This window comes from Mesorhizobium sp. M0410 (assembly GCF_040321435.1).
Lineage (GTDB): Bacteria > Pseudomonadota > Alphaproteobacteria > Rhizobiales > Rhizobiaceae > Mesorhizobium.
Map to the genome: position 1 here is coordinate 1 of NZ_JAMYRN010000068.1, position 1242 is coordinate 1242.

General features: G+C 65.7%; 1 pseudogene. It reads left to right on the forward strand.

Annotated elements, in window-relative coordinates:
• Window positions 1-52 precede the first annotated feature (52 nt).
• Window positions 53-1242 (forward strand): annotated as a pseudogene (locus NKI63_RS30620) (IS481 family transposase); the annotation flags it as partial.

Genomic DNA, 1242 nt, shown 5'->3' on the forward strand with positions numbered 1-1242 from the left:
TGTGCGAGGACATCGCGAACAGTTTGGCGCGCTTTGCGCTGGGGGGTTCGGGATGCCATTCGAGGACACGAGCGCGATGAAACAGAAGCTGGAGTTTGTGCGGCTGGCTACGGCCGAGGGGGCGAATGTGAGCGCCTTGTGCCGACGCTTTGGGATTGGTCGAACATGCGCTTACAAGTTGCTGGCGCGATGGCAGGCGTTTGGCGCGGCCGGGCTTTTGGAGGGGTCGCGCCGGCCGCAGTCGAGCCCGACGCGCAGCACGCCCGCGATCGAGGCGGCAGCGCTTTCGGTGCGCACAACGCATCCGGCCTGGGGCGGGCGCAAGATCGCCCGGGTTCTGGCGCGCCAGGGGTTTGGCCATCCGGCTGCCTCGACGGTGACCGGCATCCTGCGCCGCAACGGCGTCGAACTGGGCGCACTGGGCGGCGGCGCCAAAGCGTTCATCCGCTTCGAGCACGCCGCGCCCAACGACCTGTGGCAGATGGACTTCAAGGGCCATGTGCCGTTGCGCGCCGGGCGGCTGCATCCGCTGACCGTGCTCGACGATCATTCGCGGTTCTCGCTGGTGCTGGAAGCTTGCCCCGACCAGACCACCGAAACTGTCAAAACCCGCCTGATTACGGCCTTCCGGCGCTATGGCCTGCCGTGGCGCATCGCCACCGACAACGGCCCGCCCTGGGGCGACGGCGGCCGCAACAACTTCACCATGCTCGGCGTCTGGCTGATCGAGAACGGCATGTCGGTCAGCCATTCCAGACCCTGCCATCCACAGACGCTGGGCAAGGAGGAGCGGTTCCACCGTACGCTCAAGGCCGAGGCGCTGCAGGGCCCGCCCTTCGACAGCCTGCAGGCGGCACAGTGCGCTTTCGACGCATGGCGCCACATCTACAACACCGAGCGGCCGCACCAGGCCATTGCCGACGCTGTGCCGCTCGAGCGCTATCGTGCCTCGACGCGCGACTTCGCCGATGCCGTCCAGCCGTTCGAATACGCGCCCGGCGACCAGGTCCGCAAAATCCAGCAGAAGGGCACAACCTCGTTGTTCGGGCATGCCGTCAAGATCTGCAAGGCTTTTGCCGGCAAAGCCGTCGCCTTCCGCCCAACCGAAACCGATGGCGTCTTCGATGCCTACTTCCGCCACCAGAAAATCCAGACCATCGACCTCAATGCAAGCCAACGATAGGATGGCAAACTGTTCGCGATGTCCTCGCACAGCTGTTCGCGATGTCCCCGGTCCAAACA